The organism is Flavobacterium sp. LS1P28 (genome assembly GCF_003970335.1).
GTDB lineage: Bacteria > Bacteroidota > Bacteroidia > Flavobacteriales > Flavobacteriaceae > Flavobacterium.
Window position 1 is genome coordinate 88,260 of the sequence record NZ_RYDI01000009.1, and the last position, 21,375, is coordinate 109,634.

Here is a 21,375-nt window from a genome sequence, read left to right on the forward strand (position 1 = left end):
AGCATCTATAAAAGAATGCAGAATTATGATTTTAATGCGTTTGACCTGTCATTCAAGCACCTGGAATAGGAATCAAATAACTGTTGTGTTTGCCCTGATTTTCTGATTACCTTTGCATCATGGATAAAATTTTTCGTCCCAACCCTAATTCTTTCAAAAATACTTTCTGTGTATTTGATGAAATTTCTATTGATGCTATAAATGGATTGAAAATTCAGTATGACAGCAAATCGGGCAGTAAATATTATTATACTAAAACGGGAATGTATCGGTTGTCCAATCATTGGGGACGATTAGCTAATAGCAAATGGCGATTAGAACCTTTAGAACCAGAAACAATTTCTAAAATTAAATTGGGTTATGCTTCTTGGGATCGTTTTTATCCAGATAATGCTATAGAAGAACTCTATTATTTAGAAGCAAATTATCTAAAGAAAAGAGTCAATTACCAACACAGAAATAATCCAAAGTATGATAAAAAAGCGATCTTGAGAACCAGTTTTGAAACCACTAAACGCATCAAGCAGATCCGAAATTTATTCAATCTGACTTCGTGGGCGAACTATTTTGATTGCGACGATATTGATCTTTTGAGAGAGAAAATTATCAATCAATTAATTTTTACCACTAAAACGTTAGAGGAAATAAAAAAAGAATTTATTTGATGCCAGCCACGGAATCATCTGAAAAATATTGATTTTTCGCCTTTTAAGTAATAACCATGGTATAATGTCGTGTTTTAAAATCAGGATAAAATTATGTAACAATCTGATTTAAAGTCGTTTTACTTAAAGTTAATTCTTTTGACTTTACGACTTTTAAACTTTCGACTTACTTAATAGACTGCTTCGTGTTTTTAATCACATAAAGAAATCAATAATAAATCATTAGTAGTGATAGGTTTAGACAGGTATCCCAGAATATTTTTATATGATTTAGATTTGTTTTTATCTTCAACTGCAATGGAGGAACTCACGATATACACAATGATTTGTTTATCAAATAAAGGTTTTATAAGTCCCATTTCTTCCATAAATTCCCAGCCGTCCATTATTGGCATATTAATATCCAATAAAATGATATCCGGAAGTGCAGCATTATTTTCTACAGCAATATGAAGATGGTCAATTGCTTCTTTTCCATTTTTGAATGATGAAACCCTCGAAAATATTTCGGACCTTTGAATTATTTTATTTACGATAATTTGGTAAATGGCATCATCATCGACTATCCAGATTGCTTTTTTTGTCATTGAATATAGATTTTAAATGTTGTTCCAATATCGGGTTCACTTTCCACGGTGATATTTCCTCCCATAGCATCAATTTTATTTTTAGTAATAAACAATCCAATTCCTTTTGAATCAGAATTAGGGGTAAAGGTCTTGTACATTCCAAAAATTTTATCGGCATTTTTAACCAGATCAATCCCAATGCCGTTATCCGAAATTTGAAGGACTTTCATCTCGTTTTCTATAACCAAAGTAATTTTTATGATGGGTTTTCGCGAGGGATGTCTGTAACGAATAGAATTTGAAATAATATTATAAAGTATACTTTCCAGATAAGCCGGATTATAATTTATCATTATTTGATCTGAAATGGCTGAAATAATAGTGACTTCATGGGCCATAATTTGTTCCGAAAGTACATTTTGTGTTATCTGAATGTACTGTTTTAGGTTCAAAGGTTCGGATACTAAACCAATATTTGTGCTTATATTTACGACTTCATTCAGGTGTAACATGGTTTCGTTCAGCGAACTAGAGACTGTTTTTAAAAGTTCCATCATTTCTGCTCTTTCTTCTTCGGATTCTGAGGAGGTGATTAATCCTATAATTGAAGTAATATTGCTAGTATGTGATCTTAAGTTATGAGAAACGATATAAGAAAAATTCAGCAATCTTTTATTTTGTTCCGTAACAAGAGTAAAGGATGATTTTAACTCTTTTTCAGCTTCTTTTGTTTTAGTAATATCAATCATAATGCCTTGTAATCTTGCTACTTTACCATTTTCAATGACAACATTTGCGATGTCACGCAGCCAAACTACATCCCCATTTTTGGCAACCATCCGATACTCAAAATCAAGGTCTGCCTTGTCATTTATTTGTATAGTACAATAATTCTGAACCCATTCACTATCTTCTAAATAGAGATGGTCACTCCAAAAAGTAGGGCTTTTAAGCCATTCTTCAGGGGTATAACCTAATATGTTTTCAACTTTCTGACTAATGAATTTAAAAGTAAGATCAGTAACACCGCATTCCCAAACAATTCCGTCAATGGTATTGATCAGCGATTTAATTCTTTGTTGGGAATCTATAATTATTTTTTCAGAGTATTTACGATCAGTAATGTCTTGTGTGGAAACAATGATTCGTTCAAATGTTTTTTCATAACCACGAATAACATTCCATCTTAAGTTAATGTCCCGTAATTTGCCTTCTGAATCTTTTATTACGGTTTCAATAATAAATTGTTTGTTATATTGAGTGATTGAGACCAAATTTTTTATGAAATCTTCTCTGGACTTCATATTAAACAATTCTCCTTTAATACTTATTAATTCCTCTAATGAGGAAACCTTATAAAGCAACAAGTTAGCTTTGTTAACATTGATAATTTTAATTAAAGAATGACATTTGTCAACAACTGCGGGATTATTGTTGAAATATTCTGTTACCTTTTCTTTGTTTTCCCCAAACAAATTTAATTCCTCCAGATATTTTTTAACATCTAAAAAATCCTCTTCTCTAAGAGGTAATGGAGAGTCCAGAAAAAGGCTTTTGAACCGGTCTTCACTTTTTTTGATTAATTGCTCCGCTTCTTTTTTTATTGAAATATCCTCTATAATAGCGATATTAGTGGATGCTTTTTTATTTTTTTTATAGAGTGCTGATACCGTAAGATTGACCCAAAGAATAGTACCAGTTTTTGTAAAATACCGTTTTTCCACTGAATACTCAGTAATTTCACCATTCCGGAGTTTTTCAAGTTTTATTAAATCTTGTTCTAAATCATCGGGGTGCGTTACTGATTGGAAATTTAAGTGTTTCATTTCCTTTTCAGAATATCCTAATAATTGGCAATATTGGTTATTGATTTCAATAAAATTACCGGTTAAGGAATTTATGTGCGCTATTCCTACAGGTGCCTGATCAAATATGGCTTCAAATTTTATTTCAGAATTCAATAATTTTATGGCCTGAGTATTTACAAGAGACTGCAATTCTTTTGGTATTTTCAGTACTATAAATAGTAAAACACCAAAAAGCGCAGCAAAAAATACACCAATAATTCCAGGAATTAAAATTTGAGGATAGAGGTAATTCTCGTGTTTTGATATCAGATATAATTTCCAGTTGCCATCCGGAATAGAAGTTGAAATAGTATAATTTTTTGAAAATTCAGTTCTAATGGGCAAATAGAAAATTTCTTTTTCATTATCAAATTTTGAAAACTGGAAGTAATATTTAGAATCATCAATATCTGTTATCCCTGAAGTTTCTAAAAAAGTTTCTAATGTAATGATAATGGCTGAAAATCCCCAAAATTTATTGTTTTCAAATACTGGAAACCGTCCTATAATTCCCATTCCGCCTTGTTTTAATTTCAAAGGCCCGTCAAAATACATTTTTCGGGTTTTTATAGATTTTAAAGATTCCTTTTTTTGATGTGGTGCTGTTAAAACATTTAATTCTAAGGATGCTTCATTGCCTTTTAAAGGATAGATGTACTTAATTATTCCATTAGGAATCAGCAGAATTGCACTGATGTCGGTATTTGTTTCAATCAGTTTTTTACTTACGGAATCAAAATTTTCAGGAACACCTTTGTCATTGATGGTCAGTGCTAATGTTAACGTTGAAGTGTAACAGTTTTTAAGCGATTGATGAATGTTTTGACGAACAAAATGAAGAATAGTATTCATTTCGCGTTGTTCATCTTCTTTTATTAGTTGGTATTGCTGCCAAACGATGAAACCAGTGAGACAACTTAAAATGAGAAATGTCATGAAGCCCATTGTCCTGGGCTTGTCTATAAACCATCGGATGAATTTATTATGTTTTTTTTTAGACATTATGTAGTATTTTTAGTAGGTTTTTGGGGCAATATCATTAAAAAAATAAATATATAAAAATAAAGATTAAAGTATATTTTTTTTTTGGATTTAGTTGCAGTATCAATTTTTGTGTTTTATATATTTTTTAGTGTATTTACAGTATTTGCCTCATAATCTTTGATGTCAAAAAAAATGATTTTCGCAAAAAAAAAGTACACTACGGAGAAGATATTTCAAAGCCCATTTGAAAATTTAAAGCGTAAAGTAGCCTGTTGACAATTAAAAGAAGCACTATCAAACTAAAAACAATTTTAATTTCAATAATTAAACCGAACTTTGCAGTAGTTTTTGAATCGAAAAATTGATTCAACATTTGATAATTTAGAGCGCAAGAGCATGAGTAGAAATAACGAAAAAAATATTAAAAAACACAACGATAAGTTGCACAAAGCGCAGGATAAATTAAAACAAGCTGAAATGCTGCGCAAGGAAAAACTAAAGCAAATCACTAAAAAATTTAATGAAGATAAGGCTTCAGAAAAATAATGTAACTACATCATGGAAAAAAATAAATTTAGCGAAGTAAAAAGTGGCGTTCAGCAAATAATAGATTTTATTGCTAAAAAAAATGCCCGGGAAGCCAATACTAAATTAGCAGAAGTTAGCGAGCAATTAGATGAACTCCTGGATTTTGCCGAAGAGGATGAAGACCTAATGGAGATAAGCCGCTATCAAGTCTTGTTGAACCAGTTGCATCAAAAAATAGTAGGGTTAAATGGACAGGCAACCGAATCCATTTAGACGAATTTTATCAAAGAATGATCAAAAATAAATGTTATTGCGGTTTTGATAAAAATTTCCAGGATTGTTGTGAACCCATTATTAATGGAGTAAAAAAAGCGACTACTGCGGAGTCTTTAATGCGTTCCAGATATTCAGCTTATGCAACGCATCAAGTAGATTATTTGTTAGCCACGACCCATATTACGGTGAGAAAGCAGCATTCAAAATCTGAAATTCTAAATTGGGCCACCTCAAATAAATGGCAGCAATTGGAAATTATAGAATCCACAGAGAACACGGTAGAATTCAAAGCTCATTTTTTAGACACCAAACTTCATAAACAAATTCATCATGAATTTTCTACTTTCAAACTTGAAAATGGATGTTGGTTTTATGTGGACGGACAATTTTTTTAGGTAGCTTTTTTTGGATTTTATCGTTTTTAACTAAAAATTAATAAATGTTTGTATAGCATACATTTTTTATTGGTGTAATTTTATTGGCTATGAAAAATGACACTAAAAAAGGTTTTTATTTCAAGCAATACGAAGCCCCCTTTCAGTCTCCGTTTGATAAGCTCTTTGGTATTTTCAAAGAATTAATTACACATACTTCAGGAGATTTTGATGAAGCAATCGACTGGTTACGGGAATTGGACAAAGAATATAAACTCACTGATGAACACTACAGTATTGATGATTTTATTGAAGATTTAAAGAAAAAAGGATACATCCGCGATGAACTTAAAGAGGATGGAACTGCTGGAATTGGTATTACTGCCAAGACGGAGCGCGCAATCCGGCAACAAGCCTTGGACAATATTTTTGGTAATCTGAAACGCTCCGGAAGTGGCAATCACAAGACTAAACATTCCGGAAACGGTGACGAACATACCGGGGAATTTCGGGAATTTCATTTTGGTGACGGACTCGAACGAATTTCCTTGACCGAAAGTTTACGCAATGCCCAAATCAATAACGGAGTAGCAGATTTTATGTTGACCGAAAATGATTTAGTTGTCGAAGAAACGCAATATAAATCACAGATGAGTACTGTTTTGATGATCGACATCAGCCACAGTATGATTTTGTACGGTGAAGATAGAATTACTCCCGCCAAGAAAGTAGCAATGGCTCTTGCTGAATTGATTACGACACGTTATCCAAAAGATACTTTAGATATTCTGGTTTTTGGAAACGACGCTTGGACCATTGCAATTCGGGATCTACCGTATTTAAAAGTGGGTCCTTACCACACCAATACAGTTGCCGGTTTACAACTAGCCATGGATATTCTGCGCAGGAAACGAAACACCAACAAGCAAATTTTCATGATTACCGATGGGAAGCCAAGTTGTGTCCGCGAAAAAGACGGTTCCTATTATATGAACAGTAACGGACTCGACGAATATATTGTGGATAAATGCTACAATCAGGCGCAGCAAGCCCGAAAACTACACATTCCAATCACCACATTTATGATTGCGAATGATCCGTATTTGCAAAAATTCGTCAATAAATTCACCGAATCAAATCAAGGAAAAGCATTTTATACCGGATTAAAAGGACTGGGTGAAATGATTTTTGAGGATTATGAAACCAATCGTAAAAAGAGAATAAAATAGTAATTAGTCACAGTCTCAGTTGTCAGTTCGAGCACAGTCGAGAACAAATTGACAGTTAACAATAATAACAATTTTAAAAGCAATATGAAAATAGAAAATATAAAAACTCTCGGAGAATTAAAAAAATCAGGTTACAAAAGTATAAACATCAAAGATGAGTTGCGTACGAACTTAAGAAATAAAATTAAATCAGGACAACCAACTTTTGAAGGTGTTCACGGTTTTGAAGATACCGTAATTCCGGAACTAGAACGTGCTATTTTGTCGCGTCACAACATCAATTTATTAGGGCTTCGTGGTCAAGCCAAAACCCGATTGGCGCGCAAAATGATCGAATTGTTGGACGAATACATTCCGTTTGTGACAGGTTCCGAGATTAATGACGATCCGTTGCAGCCCATTTCTCGTTTTGCCAAAGATATTATTGAAACTAAAGGCGATGCAACTCCCATTTCCTGGCTACACCGAAGCGACCGTTTTTTCGAAAAATTAGCTACGCCGGATGTAACCGTTGCAGATTTGATTGGAGATGTCGATCCAATTAAAGCAGCAAATTTAAAACTGTCCTATGCGGATGATCGTGTGATCCATTTTGGGATGATTCCAAGAGCGAATCGTTGTATATTCGTTATCAACGAATTACCGGATTTACAGGCGAGAATCCAAGTAGCACTATTTAATATTTTGCAGGAAGGCGATATCCAGATTCGTGGATTCAAATTGAGAATGCCCCTTGATCTGCAATTTGTATTTACAGCAAATCCAGAAGATTACACGAATCGTGGGAGTATTGTAACCCCATTAAAAGACAGGATAGGTTCTCAAATCCTGACACATTACCCGGAAACCATTAAAATTGCCAGAACCATTACAGAGCAGGAAGCAAAGCTGGACGCCACACAAAATAATATGGTTTACGTGCCTTCGTTAGCGAGAGATTTATTAGAACAAATCAGTTTTGAAGCAAGAGAAAGCGAATATATTGATAACAAAAGTGGGGTGAGTGCCAGATTGAGTATTACCGCTTTTGAGAACTTATTAAGTACTGCAGAAAGAAGGGCTTTGAAATCCGGAGTAGATAAAACAACGTTGCGATTGTCTGATTTTATGGGAATTATTCCTGCTATTACCGGAAAAGTCGAATTGGTTTACGAAGGAGAGCAGGAGGGAGCTGCCGCCGTAGCACAACATTTATTGGGCGATGCGATCCATACTTTTTTCCCTGCATATTTTCCAAAAATCGAAAAATTAGAGAAAGAAGGTGTCAAAAATGCCTACACGGATATCATCGAATGGTTTTTTGCCGAAAGTGGTTTCGAATTATCAGACGATTGTTCTGATGAAGAATACGAAAGAATATTAGGAAGTATTGTTCCTCTTGAAATTTTAATCAAAAAACACCAACCGCAACTGGAAAAAGAAGATAAATTTTTCATGAAGGAATTTATTCTTTGGGGATTGGTTGAATATAAAAAACTAAGCAAAGACCGTTTTTCTAAAGGGTATCAGTTCAAGGATATTTACGGAAGCTTTATTAGTAAATTGTAAATAACATACGTTTTTTACACTATAAGTCATTTAAGGAATCACTATTGTGTAGTTCCTTAAATGACTTTTTGTTTAAAAAATGATCTATTTTTGGCGTTTTTTCTAGAGAATAAAGTAAGTGTCCCATTTATTTATTTCTTTATCGGCGTTACTGATTTTTATTAGTCTACCTTGCCTCATTGACCGTCTAAGCAGTCAAAAAGAAAGACATGGAAAATAGCTTTGAAGCCTTGATTGCTACTTATATTGAAAATAAGGTAGGCATATCCGAACATTTTTTGAGTACCGATTTAGCTAATAATCTAAAACAAAATTTGATTGTTTTAAACCAAAATAGTCTGTTGACGGAAGCAGGAATTGGTAACGCAGAAAAGGTTTCTTATGATGGTGCAATACGAAGCGATTCCATTTATTGGTTGGATAAAAAACACAACAACGCATTCGAAAATGAGTTTTTTGCTCAAATAGAAGCTTTTATTATTTATTTGAATGAAAGTTGTTATGCTGGAATAACGGGATATGAATTTCATTATTCGTTGTATGAATCGGGCGATTTTTATCTCAAACATTTGGATCAATTCAAGAATAATCCCAGCCGAAAATACTCTATGATCAGTTATCTGAACAGTAATTGGCAAGAAAGTGACGGTGGTGAGTTGCTGATTCATCAAGCTAATAACAATCAAAAAATAGCCCCAACTCAAGGTAAAACAGTTTTCTTTAAGAGTGACGAATTAGTTCATGAAGTTTTGGTCACCCAAAATACCAGAATGAGTATTACGGGATGGTTGAAGAGTGATTAATATTTCTAAAAAAAAAAATACTCAGTTTCCCTTTATCCGCGTAACTATTTTTTGAAGTAATCGCTTTCCGTCCCTTTTGTTTTTAGGAACTTCAACCGCTTTTAGTTCCGTTTTGCTTGCAATAAATTGATAGCTGAAAGCAAATTGAGGGTTTTTTGAATCGTCATTTAACAGTCCAAAGCGCAAATCATTGAAATATAAAGATTGATTTTTTTTAGAAATAATATACCAGCCTTCGCTCGCTTTTTTTAGTTTTTCAAAATCTGAATTTCCTTTTAGCTGCGATTCTAGAAATTTATTTTTGCTATAAGCAGTAAATAAAATGGGTTGCGTGTCAAAAAGAGAGTAGTCGCCTAATGCGTAATTGTTTGCTGTGGCTACGTTAGCATTCCACAAAATGAGGTTGAAAGCGGTGGGTTTTACGATGATTTCAGAATACTGAATTTTTTGTTTTGTTAATGCTTTTTCAAATTGGTTCAAGGCATATACTTTTATAAAACAGGACAAAAGGAGATACGCACTACTGATGGATAATCCTCTAATTATATATTTTTTGCGAAGTACTGCGTTTTTTGTTTTCCAAGTCACAATCAATGTAATAATTAGTGGAATGGTGTACAACGGGTCAATTACAAAAATGGTTTTTAACGCAAATCTATAGTCTAAAGGCCATAAAATTTGTGTACCCCAAGAAGTGAACATGTCCAATAACACATGGGTAAACAAACACCAAAACGCCATACGAGTTGCCTGAAAAAAGTTGATTTTATCTCTTTCTATTTTTGAAATAATCCAACCCAAAACAGGCGATAAAAATAGAAAAAGAAAAAGAGAATGACTGATGCCACGGTGAATCAGGATGGCATCTACAGGATTTAAAAACAATCCCACTACAATATCTAAATCGGGAATTGTGCCCAGAATTGAACCATATAAAATTGTTTTATTTTTGAGCTTTTTGCCTGCGCATACTTCGGCAATGGCAATTCCTAAAGCAACTTGAGTAAAAGAATCCATTCTGTAAAAGTAGCTGAAATCAATAGATATCTTGATGACCAGTAGTAAATTTTTGGTGTGAATTACACTTTTTTTTATTGTACTTGAAAAAGTATCTTAAAATAAAACTATACTGATCAGTAGAGATTTTAAAATAAATATGTGCTATCTTGTCCCATAATAAATAAACCAAGCTATGTATAAAATTCATACTATTGATTTACACTTTCAATCCGAAAAACATTCTATTGGTGCTTTTTTAATTGAAACCGAAAAAGGTCCGATACTTATCGAAACCGGACCGGAATCTACTTGGGAGTATCTTGAAAAAGGAATCCAGAAGATAGGGTATGAGATCAAAGATATTCAGCATGTATTCCTGACGCACATTCATTTTGACCATGCCGGAGCAGCATGGAAATTGGCACAAAATGGCGCTAAAATATACGTACACCCCATTGGAATTCCACATTTAGCTAATCCAGAAAAATTATGGAATTCGGCCAAAATGATCTATACCGATAAGATGGAGCTTCTTTGGGGGAAAATGGAATCTATCCCAGAGCAACAATTGATTGGGGTTACGGACGGTGATGTTGTAGACTTGGGAGATATTCAAATAAAAGTATGGTATACACCGGGTCATGCCGTGCATCATAATTCGTATCAAATTGAGGATGTGATATTTACTGGGGATGTGGCCGGAGTAAAAATAGGAGATGGTCCCGTTGTTCCTCCTTGTCCTCCCCCGGATATTAATATTGAATTATGGAAACAATCCCTTAGAAAATTAAAAGATTTAAAGCCCAGAGCCTTGTATTTAACACATTTTGATTTTCAAAAAAATCCGGATGAATTACTATCAGGATTAGAAATAGTTCTGGATGATTGGGCTAGTTTTATCAAACCTTTTTATGACAATCAAACTCCGCCAGAAAGTATAGTTCCTCAATTTATGGAATACACCCGAAAGCAGTTTTTGGACAAAGGACTCGATGCGGAAGAAATTCAAACCTATGAGTTTGCTAATCCAAGCTGGATGTCTGTAAATGGTTTATTGCGGTATTGGAAACTCAAAGAACAAGGAAGGATTTAAGATTGCCATAATTTGATGGCTAAATTCTCCTTTTGTACTACTGAAACCGGATGCGTACTATTCTTGTTCTGGAAATATTACTTTCAATACTTTCATAAAAGAGCAAAAGGAAAGACAATAAATGGTAGTTTTACCCTCTAAAAATTCGCTATGCTATTTCTTGTTTTAAGTATTATTTGCAGTGTCACTGTGGGAGTGTTGTTTAAAATGGTTCGCGGATATGAAGTCAGTCCTATTCAAATTGTTGCTTGGAATTATGTATTTGCGCTTATTCTTTGTTATTTTTTCTTCAGTCCGGATCTTACCAATATTGGCACTTTAGCACCTTGGGGAATTTATGTTTCTCTTGGGGTTTTGTTGCCAGCAATCTTCCTTTTTTTGGCGGCTTCAATCAAACAAGTAGGGATTGTAAAAACGGATGCTGCTCAAAGGCTATCTTTGTTTATTCCTATTTTAGCGGCTTGGCTACTCTTCAAAGAGGATTTTACTATCCTAAAAATAGCGGCGCTTTTGGCAGCATTTCCAGCGCTGTTGCTAATCCTTGCTAAACCTTCTGAAAACACAAAAAATAAATGGATCTATCCTGCGGTGGTGCTATTAGGATTTGGAATTATAGACATCCTTTTCAAGCAAATTGCCCTTCACACCACTTTACCATATACAACGTCATTATTTGTAGTTTTTGGAATTGCGTTGTTTATTATGATTGGCGCTGTTATTTATAACGTGATGATAACTAAAGTCTCATTAAACTTCAAAAATATTATTTTTGGTGGTATGGTAGGTATTTTCAACTTTGGAAACATACTCTTCTATCTAAAAGCGCATAAGGCTTTCGCTGAAAATCCTTCAACGGTTTTTGCCGGTATGAACATGGGTGTAATAGTAATGGGAAGTCTTGTTGGGATTTTTATTTTTAAGGAAAAACTAACTAAAATGAATTTTGCTGGACTTTTTCTGGCTTTAATAGCGATTGTTTTAATCGTAATCTCGCAGATCATTTAAAGAATAAGTTGCAATTAAAAGAGTTTTCATATACAATTTTTGGTTTTTTTGATTGCATTTAAAGCAAAAGTATCCGATCTAAAAGCGGATCTACAGTCGAATCAAAATTCCGTAAAACAAGGTTGCATAAAAAAGTGATATTTTTTGCATTTAATTTTACAGAATCATTGTTTTTTTTATAATTTACCGTATACAATAAATTATTGGTCCGAAACTGGTGTAATGGAATAGAAAATTAAGCACTAAATATTCAAATATATGTTGTTTTATATAATTGCAAGTTTAATGCGATTTTCAAGGTTGGTTCAGTTTATTTAACAATTTCAAAAATAAATAAATAAATAACAAGATAAATGATTAAAGGAAAAAAAGCAAAATGGATTAGGAAGTCTCACCGATATTTAGGGATATTTTTGGGTCTTCAATTCTTAATGTGGACTATTAGTGGACTATATTTTAGTTGGTCAAACATTGATGACATTCATGGAATGCAATTTCATAAAAAAGGAATTGTTGCTGAGTCGTTTTCAGGTTTAATTAGTCCTTCACTTCTTCATCCTTCGATAGCAATTCAATCTATCGAATTAAGGAAAATAAATAATCAACCTTTTTATTGGGTGAATGAGAAGATGCTTTATAATGCGAAAACTGGAAAATTAAAAAATGGGATCTCTAAAAAAGAAGCATTGTCAATTGCAGATAAATACATTATATCGGGTTTAAAAGTAAAAGAAATACAACTCATTAAAGAAGTAGGGAAACACCATGAATATAGAGAGCATTTACTACCTGCCTACGTTATTTCATACCAAGAACCGGATAATTTAAAAGTTTATATTTCAGTCAATGACGGAGGTTTTCAGACGATTAGACATAGAAATTGGCGATGGTTTGACTTTTTATGGATGACCCATACCATGGATTATGAAGGTCGAGATAATATGAATAATATTGTTTTGCGACTATTTTCATTGTTAGGGTTAATAACTGTTTTAAGTGGTTTTTTACTTTGGTATATCTCTTCGCCTACCGTTAGAATAATCTGGAAGAAAATAAAAAAATAATTTAACATAATAAAACAAACCATAAAATCAATTTAAAATCAAAAACTATGAGAAAAATAATTCTAATACATTTCTTTATTTTACAAGCATTAGTAATTTCGGCACAAGAAAAAGTTCAAATAAAACTAACTTCGGCAAGTCCATCTGCATCATTTGAACAAGAATTGGGTAGCACAATGATTAAAGTTTCTTACAGCAGACCACTAGCAAGAGGCAGAAAAATATTTGGTAAATTAGTGCCTTTTGAAAAACTTTGGCGAACTGGCGCTAGTGATTGCACTTTAATAACTACTAACGAAGATATTGTATTTGGAAATACTACTTTAAAAATGGGTAGCTACTCAATATTCACAATACCTTCTAAAAAGGAGTGGACAATAATTGTAAATGCAGATACAACATTACACGGCGAAACTGGATATGATGCCAAAAAAGATGTTTTTCGTTTAACAGTTCCTGTAGAAAGCATATCTAATTTCTATGAAACATTTACAATCGAAATAAATGATATTAACAGCAAAGGAGAGGGGTTTCTAAAAATAATATGGGAAAATTCGATGATTAAAATTCCATTAAAAAGTAAAGCAGATGAAACTATTTTAACAGTAATAGATAAAAACATCATTAAAGAAAAAACCCTTGATGCTAATTTATTATTTCAAGCAGCAAACTATTATTACAGTACAAACAGAGATTACAAACAAGCAGTGGCTTGGCTTTTAGAAGCCGCGAAATTGGATCCAGATAATTTTTATTATCCTAATTTGAGACAAAAATTAGCAACGGAATTAAAAGACTATCCAAGTGCAATTGAAGCAGGTAAAAAAGCTTTATCTATAGCAGAATTTAAAAAAATGAAAAGTGTAGAATCACTCAAAAAACAAATTTTAGAGATGGAGTTACTATTGAACAAATAAATTAATTTTAAATCAAAAATTATGAAAATGAAACACACAACAGAAGAGCATACACAAGAATCAAGTTTAACTATGTGCAAAAAATTGACGATTATGATAGTGGTGTCATTTATAGCTATGTACATACTAATGTATTCAATGGTAGATATTTTATCTATATTTATAAGGGGTTAGAAGGGTAGAGGTGTACAAAAGGAGTACTGATTTTGATCAAGTAACTATCTTTAGTGTTAGTAAAAACAATTTGTATTTTTTATTCATTCAAAAACTGCTGAGTTCTATACTTTGTTTTTATGATAAAAAACGTTCTTTCTGTGATGGAAAAAATATTGAAATGAATCGCTTAGCTTTTGACAACTTTTCTTCAATTTTGTTATATACAAAGCTAAGTTGCTTTTCATTCAAGTCTAACACTGATACAAATTTATCATTTATATTTTAGTTAATTTTACCGCCTTAACAGTAATTCGTCCTTTTGTTTCTTTAATTAGATGCTATGTCACGTCCTAATAATGATTTTACTGCTATAACAGTAAAATAATAAATTTTTTAATGATTTAAGCCGTGCGTGTTATTAAATTGTATATTTTTACCGCTAAAACAGTATATAATGAATGATTTTGATTTAGGTGCTTTAATTAAAGACCATCGAAAAAAAGCAGGACTTACACAGCTTGAACTAGCCGACTTAGCTGGAGTAGGCAAGACCACTGTTTTTGATATTGAAAAAAATAAAGAGACAGTTCGTTTGAATAATCTTTTTGCAGTACTCCGAGTGCTAAATATTAAAGTAGAATTCAAAAGTCCTTTAAATAAATAATTATGAGAAGAGCAATTGTATTTGCACACGGAAAAAGAGCTGGAATTTTAACGGAAATTGCTGCTAACGACTATCATTTTGAGTACGATGAAAATTATGATGGCGAAGCGGTTTCATTGACTATGCCTACAACTCAGAAAAAATATAGCTATACATTTTTTCCACCGTTTTTTGAAGGGCTATTACCTGAAGGTGTAATGTTAGAGGGATTACTACGTATTGTCAAAATTGACAAAAAAGATTACTTCTCTCAACTGATAGCAACGGGAAATGATTTAGTGGGAGCAGTAACGGTTAAATTGATGGAAGATGAATAGATGTCCTATTACGTATGACTTGTGTGGTACAGATAAGTACAGTGAAAAAGGATTACGCATGATAGCTCCTAAGCTGGCTTATTTAAATGATTTACCTTATACAGCTGTTGAACTTCGTCAGGAAGCCGCAAATAGAGCTAAAAAGCTATCCATTCAGGGAGTGCAACCAAAGCTTAGTGCGGCTATTTCAATAGTGGATCAAGAATTTAAAATTGTGGACCAATTTGGAACGTACATTATTAAGCCACAAAATGATTTATTTCCACAATTACCGGAAAATGAAGATGTAACTATGCGAATGGCGAAAGTGTTTGGTTTAGAAGTGCCATTTCACGGGATGCTATATGGCAAAGATGGTAGTTTGTCTTATTTCATTAAACGTTTTGACCGCTACGGTAAAGGAAATAAGTTCGCAACAGAAGATTTTGCTCAATTGACTGGGAATACAAGAGACACAAAGTATCGTTTTACGATGGAAAAATTGATTCCTGTACTTGATGAATATTGTTCATTTCCCGCAATTGAAAAAGCTGATTTTTTTAAAAGAATTCTTTTTTGCTATCTGACCGGAAATGAAGACATGCATTTGAAAAATTTTTCGCTAATTACCAAAAATGGAAAAACAACACTGACACCTATTTATGATTTTCTAAATTCTACAATAGCGATTAAAAATCCTGACGAAGAAATTGCTCTAACTTTGAAAGGAAAAAAAAGTAATTTAAGAGCAACTGATTTTATAGATTACTACGGCAAGGAAAGATTACAACTCAACGAAAAAATTATAGCAAGTATTCTCGAACAAATGAAAAAAGCAACTCCTGAATGGAAGGAGCTGCTTGAAATTTCTTTTCTTACTGATAGAATGAAAGAGAAGTATTTGGAGTTGTTGGAAAGTAGGGTAGGGATGTTTTAGTAATCTCCGCAAAAATGCGGTGAATAAGCAACTTATTCACCGCATTCATTAAATTTGATTAACAGGTAGTTTTTGAAGTGTAACAAATGTATGAATTAAACTTAATAGAAGAAAACTAAAACACTGCTAAATCAATGGGAGTCAACTAATAGAAAGTAAAGTTAAAGAAAGTGCTTTTATTTCCCGATGCAGAAATTAGCAAAAATATTCCCTAACAATTCGTCATTAGTTACTTGTCCCGTAATCATTCCAAATTGGTACAAAGCTTCCTTAATATCTAATGCCATCAAATCGGAGGACAAGTTCGTTTCAAGACCAAATTTTACTTTTTGTATTTCATCTAACGCTTTTAATAAGGAATCGTAATGTCTGGTATTCGTTACAATTGTTTCATTATTTCGTAATGCTCCGGTATTGACAAATGAAAGTAATTGATTTTTTAAATCCTCAACGCCTAGTTTCTCTTTTGCAGAAATCAGTAAGATTTCAGGAATTTCTGATTTCAAATTTCCTATTTCACTTTCTTCTAATTTATCGGCTTTGTTACCAATAATTACAAGAGGTTTCAACGGAAACTGGTTTTTAATTTTTTCCAGTTCCACTTTTAACTTTAAACCAGAAACTTTAAACTCGGAACTGTCAAATAGAAAAACGACAACTTGCGCTTGTTCAATTTTTTCAAAAGTCTTACGAATCCCGATGCTTTCTACCACATCTTCCGTTTCCCGAATTCCAGCCGTATCAATGAATCGAAAACCAATGCCGCCAATCACTAACTCATCTTCAATGGTATCACGTGTCGTTCCCGCAATTTCCGAAACAATGGCGCGCTCTTCATTCAATAAAGCATTCAAAAGTGTCGATTTACCTACATTGGGTTCGCCCACAATAGCTACAGGAATTCCGTTTTTAATCACATTTCCTACGGCAAATGAATCGATTAATCGTTTTAGGACAAATTCGATTCGGTTCAGTAATTCATGAAATTGGGTTCGGTCAGCAAATTCTACATCTTCTTCGGCAAAGTCCAATTCGAGTTCGATTAGTGATGCAAAATTCAAGAGTTCTTCTCTTAATTTTGCTATTTCATTAGAGAAACCGCCACGCATTTGCTGCATTGCAATTTGGTGTGAAGCTTCATTATCTGATGAAATTAAATCGGCAACAGCTTCTGCTTGGGACAAATCCAGTTTTCCGTTTAGAAATGCTCTCAACGTAAATTCGCCAGGATCTGCCATTCGACAGCCTTTTCGAAGCAATAATTGAATAATTTGTTGTTGTATATAAGTAGAACCGTGACAGGAAATTTCGATCGTGTTTTCGCCAGTATAGGAATTTGGTCCTTTAAAAATGGAGACCAGGACTTCATCCAAAGTTTTGGAACCATCCATTATATGCCCTAAATGTAACGTATGCGTTTTTTGGGTTGTTAATTCTTTGTTTTTGATGGATTTAAAAACAGAATTTCCAATAGCAATGGCATCTTGTCCGGAAATCCGAATTACGGCTATAGCACCCGCTCCCGAAGGAGTTGCCAGTGCCACTATGGAATCGTGAGGTATCATATTTAAAGTCAATTTGGTGTAAAAGTAAGTAAATTTGACATGGCTACAAGTCTCTTGTACTAAACCATTAAGGTTATTTTTTGTTAAAAATTAGCCAAAGTGATAATTATCATACTATTTTGTTTTTTGTTTTGTAAATTTATATAAATAATTAATTTGCAATAAATTAACTATAGTATGAAGAAAATCTTATTTCCTACCGACTTTTCGGAAGTGTCTAAAAATGCGTTTATCTATGCATTAAGATTGGCAGAATCTATTAATGCTGAAATAGTTACAATGCATGTGTACCAATTTTCACAAGCCAATTATGTTAATGTTTCTAAGTATTTACATGAAATTTATGAGGTTACAGAACTCAGTAATTTTGAAAATTATAAAGATGAAGTGCCACTTTTAAGAAAAATTGCGGAAGCAAATAATTTAGGTCATATCAAAATAAGCCATGTTTTGATTTTGGGAAATTTGGTTCCCGAAATTAAAAAAATAACCGAGAATGAAAATTTTGATTTCGTAGTTATGGGTACTAAAGGCGCCACTGGTATAAAGGAAACTTTTTTCGGTACGATAGCCACAAAAGTAATGAATGATGTCAAAGCATTAGTTTTGGCAATACCGGAGCATTGTACATATCATCCTATTGAAAAAATACTGTTCATTACGCAATATAAATTGGAGGACACAGGGTCTTTTGTAAGAGTTCTGTCTTTGTCCAAAATATTTCAAGCACATATTGATTGCCTGCGTGTCGAGTCTCCGCATCATGAAGTTAAAGAGGACAGTAGAGAAGATTGGAAGGTATTAGTAGAAAATAATGGAGTTGCATTTCACTCCATTAAAGGAGAAGATGTAGAAGGAATTATTTTAAATTTTATCGATTTGCATAAAATTAATTTGATTGCAATGCATGTGTATCACAGAAATTTCTTTGAGAAACTTTTCGAAATTAGTCTTTCAAAAAAATTAGCATTTCATATCAATGTACCCATTCTTGCTATTCATGAATAAAAATATTCTGATTTGACTACGTAAAGACACCAATATTTTATTTTAGTAAATCAATTATTTTAATAAAAGATAAAATGAAAAAAATTCTATTTCCAACCGACTTTTCTGAAGTGGCTACTAATGCTTTTGTACATGCTTTAGAATTTGCAAAAATAGTTCAGGGCGAACTCGTTTTATTGCACACCTTTGAATTGCCCATTTATGACAATCAGTTTTTTCCCGAAAATTACGCCGTCATTTATGATTCCTTGGCCTTAGCTCAATTTGATATGTTTAAAGATGAAATCCCAAAATTGCGCGCCATAGCCGATGAGCGGCATTTGGACAAAATAAAAATGTCTCATAGGCTCATGGATGGGAATTTGCTTTATAATATTAAAAAATCAATTAAAGAAGATAAAATAGATTTTGTGATCATGGGTACTTCAGGAGCTACAGGATGGGAAGCTTTTTTTATGGGTACCAATACAAGTGCTGTTATTTCTGGAATAGATATTCCTATGTTGTGTGTTCCGTTAGAAGCAAAATTCAAAAAAACAGAAATTATTGGATTTACAACCCGTTTTAGAACTAAAGATAAAAAAGCATTGAAAATGGTGTTAGATATCGCTAAAAAAACGAAAGCTAAAGTAAAATGCTTGTATGTAAAAACTAGTGATTCCGATGTTTCAAATGATACAGTAACTGCTTGGGAGGAAGAATTTATTAATGAACCCGTTGAGTTTTTTGTGATCAATAGTGACGAAGTCAAAGAAACAATTCTGGATTTTATAATGTACAAAGAAATTGATGTACTGACTATGCTTACGTATAAAAGAGGTTTTTTTGAAGGGATTTTCAAACCTAGTTTAACAAAAAAAATAGCTACGAATTTTGATATCCCAATTTTAGCGATTCCTATTGATTGATTCAGTTTTAATTCAATTGAAATCTTGAATTCTATATAGTGCGGCATCGCCATTGCCTTTTAATTTAGCCTTCAAAGTAATCTATTTCGTTATATTTGCAATTCATTAATTGAATTATGGAAATATACAAAGCAAAAAAGATACGCTTTTCAACAGCATTGACAGCAATCAATAAAAAGTACAATAGTATAAGTATTTTAAGACTTCTTTCTATTGTACTTTTTTTGGTTTCTATTTATTACTACATCAAAAACAGCGAAATTATTTTCATAATTGCCGCCATTTTTCTTTTTGGACTATTCGTAGTATTTATGCGCATTCATTCTAAATTAGTTTTCGAAAAACATGTCAATCAAGCCTTACTTGATATTAATGAAAATGAAATTTCCTACCTGGAAAGAAATAAAATCCCTTTTGAAAACGGACAGGAATTCAATGATTTTCACCATCCGTATGCCTATGATTTAGATATTTTTGGCGAGCATTCTTTGTTCCAAAACTTGAATAGAACCGCTACTTTTATTGGTAAAAAAACATTCGCAAACCAGCTTTTATCAATTTTGCCCAATGAAGAGATTCTTAGAAATCATCAAGCGGTAAAAGAATTAACCAAAAAATTAGACTGGCGTCAGGAATTTTTGGCTTTCGCCAAAATAAGCAATGACAATCAATCGAATTATGAGACTCTGCTCAAGTGGTGTACATTTAATAGTACGCCCTTGGCTAAAATGAGTGTTTTCATTTCTTATTTTTCACCACTTCTTTTTCTGGGAGTTTTGATTGCCTATTTAGTAACTTCGACTACTGTTTTTGCTTCCGTTTTATCGTATTTATTTGTATTTAATTTAATTGTTTTGGGTCGGTTTATGAAGCGTATCCAGGCAGAAATTGCTAATTCTACGAATATAGATAAAACCATTCATCAATATAGTTTACTGTTGCAAAAAATAGAAAATGAATCTTTTCAGTCGAAAAAATTAATCGATTTACAGCAAAAATTAATGTTCAAAAAAGAAAATGCCAGCGTGCATTTGAAACAGTTAGCCGGTTTGTTTTCTAATATGGACAGTATCTCAAATTTTGTTACGGCTATCGTATTCAATGGAACGTTCCTTTTTAATTTACATGTTTTAAAATCATTAATTCAATGGAAAAAAGATCATGCCCAAGCTTTAGAAAATTGGTTGGAAGTTATTGGTGAATTCGAAATGTTGAACAGTTTGGCCAATTTTTCGTATAATAATCCGGAGTTTGTATATCCAACATTGAACAGTAATTTCGAAATAGATTTCAAGGATTTAAGCCATCCTTTATTAAATGAAAAAACTAGAGTAGGAAATGACGTGCGTTTTCATCCCGAATCGTTTATGATTTTAACAGGTTCTAATATGTCCGGTAAAAGTACTTTTCTAAGAAGTTTAGGAATCAATATGGTTTTGTCAGGAATAGGTTCGCCGGTTTGTGCTCGTCAGGCTAGTGTACATCCGTTACCCGTTTTAGTTTCCATGCGATTATCTGATTCGTTGTCCGATAGCGAATCGTATTTCTTTGCCGAAATCAAACGCTTAAAGCAGATTATGGACGAATTGGAAAATAGACCGGCATTTGTTTTATTGGACGAAATATTACGTGGTACCAATTCAGATGATAAACGCAACGGAACAATTGAAGTGGTCAAAAAAGTAATTGGTAAGAAAGCCGTTGGAGCTATTGCAACGCACGATATCGAAGTTTGCCTGACAACCAATGAATATCCAAATATATTAACCAACAAATGTTTTGAAGTAGAGATTATCAATGATGAACTCCATTTTGATTACAAACTTCGGGACGGAATTTGTAAAAATAGAAGTGCTACTTTCCTGATGAAGAAAATGGGAGTGATTTAAAAATCCATTTTTCTAAAAAAATATTAAAAAAAATAAAATGAATTAATTTAA

21 protein-coding genes are annotated in these 21,375 nt (G+C 32.8%); 17 read left to right on the top strand and 4 right to left on the bottom strand.

Annotated elements, in window-relative coordinates; all coding sequences use genetic code 11:
- The first annotated feature begins 119 nt into the window (after positions 1-119).
- Positions 120-665: a hypothetical protein gene (locus EKL97_RS08810; protein ID WP_126568671.1), complete on the top strand. Its 546-nt coding sequence runs from the start codon at positions 120-122 to the stop codon at positions 663-665.
- Positions 666-856: 191 nt separating this feature from the next.
- Here EKL97_RS08810 and EKL97_RS08815 read toward each other — a convergent pair whose 3' ends face one another.
- Together EKL97_RS08815 and EKL97_RS08820 are read right to left on the bottom strand one after the other, a co-directional pair.
- Positions 857-1,252 carry a response regulator gene (locus EKL97_RS08815; protein WP_126568672.1) on the bottom strand — a complete coding sequence of 132 codons (396 nt, stop codon included), beginning with the start codon at positions 1,250-1,252 and terminating at the stop codon, positions 857-859.
- Positions 1,249-4,083 (bottom strand): PAS domain S-box protein, encoded by a 2,835-nt coding sequence (locus tag EKL97_RS08820; protein WP_126568673.1) that lies wholly within the window; start codon positions 4,081-4,083, stop codon positions 1,249-1,251. The genes EKL97_RS08815 and EKL97_RS08820 overlap by 4 nt, the downstream gene beginning before the upstream one ends.
- 378 nt (positions 4,084-4,461) lie before the next feature.
- Between EKL97_RS08820 and EKL97_RS15695 the strand changes: the two genes are divergently transcribed.
- From EKL97_RS15695 to EKL97_RS08845, 6 genes are all read left to right on the top strand, one after another.
- Positions 4,462-4,611, top strand: coding sequence for a hypothetical protein (locus EKL97_RS15695; RefSeq protein WP_199742828.1), 150 nt, complete (start codon positions 4,462-4,464; stop codon positions 4,609-4,611).
- A 12-nt stretch (positions 4,612-4,623) separates the two neighbouring features.
- Positions 4,624-4,866, top strand: a complete 243-nt coding sequence (locus EKL97_RS08825; RefSeq protein ID WP_126463444.1) for a hypothetical protein — start codon at positions 4,624-4,626, stop codon at positions 4,864-4,866.
- Positions 4,867-4,883: 17 nt separating this feature from the next.
- Positions 4,884-5,264, top strand: coding sequence for a YchJ family protein (locus tag EKL97_RS08830; protein WP_126463319.1), 381 nt, complete (start codon positions 4,884-4,886; stop codon positions 5,262-5,264).
- Positions 5,265-5,353: 89 nt separating this feature from the next.
- Positions 5,354-6,472 (top strand): vWA domain-containing protein, encoded by a 1,119-nt coding sequence (locus tag EKL97_RS08835; protein WP_126463317.1) that lies wholly within the window; start codon positions 5,354-5,356, stop codon positions 6,470-6,472.
- An 84-nt stretch (positions 6,473-6,556) separates the two neighbouring features.
- Positions 6,557-8,020 (top strand): magnesium chelatase, encoded by a 1,464-nt coding sequence (locus EKL97_RS08840; RefSeq protein ID WP_126568674.1) that lies wholly within the window; start codon positions 6,557-6,559, stop codon positions 8,018-8,020.
- A 209-nt stretch (positions 8,021-8,229) separates the two neighbouring features.
- Positions 8,230-8,823: a 2OG-Fe(II) oxygenase gene (locus EKL97_RS08845; RefSeq protein WP_126463313.1), complete on the top strand. Its 594-nt coding sequence runs from the start codon at positions 8,230-8,232 to the stop codon at positions 8,821-8,823.
- A gap of 21 nt (positions 8,824-8,844) precedes the next feature.
- Here the strand turns inward: EKL97_RS08845 and EKL97_RS08850 are convergent, their stop codons facing one another.
- Positions 8,845-9,840 (bottom strand): metal-dependent hydrolase, encoded by a 996-nt coding sequence (locus EKL97_RS08850; protein ID WP_126568675.1) that lies wholly within the window; start codon positions 9,838-9,840, stop codon positions 8,845-8,847.
- Between the two features lie 175 nt (positions 9,841-10,015).
- Between EKL97_RS08850 and EKL97_RS08855 the strand changes: the two genes are divergently transcribed.
- The 7 genes from EKL97_RS08855 (at position 10,016) to EKL97_RS08885 (ending at position 15,954) form a co-directional block, all read left to right on the top strand.
- Positions 10,016-10,915, top strand: coding sequence for an MBL fold metallo-hydrolase (locus EKL97_RS08855; protein ID WP_126568676.1), 900 nt, complete (start codon positions 10,016-10,018; stop codon positions 10,913-10,915).
- A 150-nt stretch (positions 10,916-11,065) separates the two neighbouring features.
- Positions 11,066-11,920 carry an EamA family transporter gene (locus EKL97_RS08860; protein WP_126568677.1) on the top strand — a complete coding sequence of 285 codons (855 nt, stop codon included), beginning with the start codon at positions 11,066-11,068 and terminating at the stop codon, positions 11,918-11,920.
- 353 nt (positions 11,921-12,273) lie between these two features.
- On the top strand, positions 12,274-12,984 hold the full coding sequence (locus EKL97_RS08865) for a PepSY domain-containing protein (protein ID WP_126463305.1): 711 nt from the start codon (positions 12,274-12,276) through the stop codon (positions 12,982-12,984).
- A 47-nt stretch (positions 12,985-13,031) separates the two neighbouring features.
- Positions 13,032-13,901, top strand: coding sequence for a DUF2911 domain-containing protein (locus EKL97_RS08870; protein ID WP_126568678.1), 870 nt, complete (start codon positions 13,032-13,034; stop codon positions 13,899-13,901).
- Positions 13,902-14,511: 610 nt separating this feature from the next.
- Positions 14,512-14,721 carry a helix-turn-helix transcriptional regulator gene (locus EKL97_RS08875; RefSeq protein ID WP_126463301.1) on the top strand — a complete coding sequence of 70 codons (210 nt, stop codon included), beginning with the start codon at positions 14,512-14,514 and terminating at the stop codon, positions 14,719-14,721.
- Positions 14,722-14,723: 2 nt separating this feature from the next.
- Entirely contained in the window at positions 14,724-15,038 is a 315-nt protein-coding gene (locus EKL97_RS08880) for a HipA N-terminal domain-containing protein (RefSeq protein ID WP_126463299.1), read from the top strand.
- Positions 15,031-15,954, top strand: coding sequence for a HipA domain-containing protein (locus tag EKL97_RS08885; protein ID WP_126562024.1), 924 nt, complete (start codon positions 15,031-15,033; stop codon positions 15,952-15,954). The genes EKL97_RS08880 and EKL97_RS08885 overlap by 8 nt, the downstream gene beginning before the upstream one ends.
- A 176-nt stretch (positions 15,955-16,130) precedes the next feature.
- Here EKL97_RS08885 and mnmE read toward each other — a convergent pair whose 3' ends face one another.
- Positions 16,131-17,519 (bottom strand): tRNA uridine-5-carboxymethylaminomethyl(34) synthesis GTPase MnmE, encoded by a 1,389-nt coding sequence (gene mnmE / locus EKL97_RS08890; protein ID WP_126459159.1) that lies wholly within the window; start codon positions 17,517-17,519, stop codon positions 16,131-16,133.
- A gap of 177 nt (positions 17,520-17,696) precedes the next feature.
- Between mnmE and EKL97_RS08895 the strand changes: the two genes are divergently transcribed.
- The 3 genes from EKL97_RS08895 to EKL97_RS08905 all read left to right on the top strand — a co-directional run bounded on the left by EKL97_RS08895 (position 17,697) and on the right by EKL97_RS08905 (position 21,324).
- Complete coding sequence (locus EKL97_RS08895) at positions 17,697-18,527, top strand: universal stress protein (protein WP_126568679.1); 831 nt, start codon at positions 17,697-17,699, stop codon at positions 18,525-18,527.
- 74 nt (positions 18,528-18,601) lie between these two features.
- Positions 18,602-19,435 carry a universal stress protein gene (locus EKL97_RS08900; RefSeq protein WP_126568680.1) on the top strand — a complete coding sequence of 278 codons (834 nt, stop codon included), beginning with the start codon at positions 18,602-18,604 and terminating at the stop codon, positions 19,433-19,435.
- 116 nt (positions 19,436-19,551) lie between these two features.
- A complete protein-coding gene (locus EKL97_RS08905; protein WP_126568681.1) occupies positions 19,552-21,324 on the top strand; it encodes a MutS-related protein in 1,773 nt (590 codons plus the stop codon).
- The last annotated feature ends 51 nt before the right edge of the window (positions 21,325-21,375 follow it).